This is a genomic window from Streptomyces sp. NRRL S-646, assembly GCF_000720765.1.
Taxonomy (GTDB): Bacteria; Actinomycetota; Actinomycetes; order Streptomycetales; family Streptomycetaceae; genus Streptomyces.
Genome location: NZ_JODC01000101.1, coordinates 1 through 346, shown reverse-complemented (window position 1 = coordinate 346; position 346 = coordinate 1). Strand labels below are relative to the sequence as shown.

Sequence of the window (346 nt, the reverse complement as noted above, 5' to 3'; positions counted from 1 at the left end):
TGGTCAGTCACAGGCGCCAGTGCCGGGGATGGGGACCGGCTCTGGCAAGCATTCCTGCGCAGATTCGATCTTGAACACACCTTCAGGATGATGAAGCAGACGCTGGGCTGGACCGCTCCCAAACTCCGCGAGCCGGCTGCCGCCGACCGCTGGACCTGGCTGGTCATTGCCGCCGACACCCAACTCCGCCTCGCCCGGCCCCTCGCAGAAGACCTCCGCAAACCCTGGGAACGGCCCGCACGCCAAGGGCGCCTCACACCCGCACGCGTCCGCCGAGGATTTCGCCGCCTCCACGGGAAAACCCCTCAGCCGGCCGGTGCTCCGAAAACGAGCACAGCAGGCCCGG

Annotated in this window: 1 pseudogene; it reads left to right on the top strand. The window is 68.2% G+C overall.

Annotated elements, in window-relative coordinates:
• Positions 1-346: pseudogene (locus IH68_RS59030) on the top strand (transposase); the annotation flags it as partial.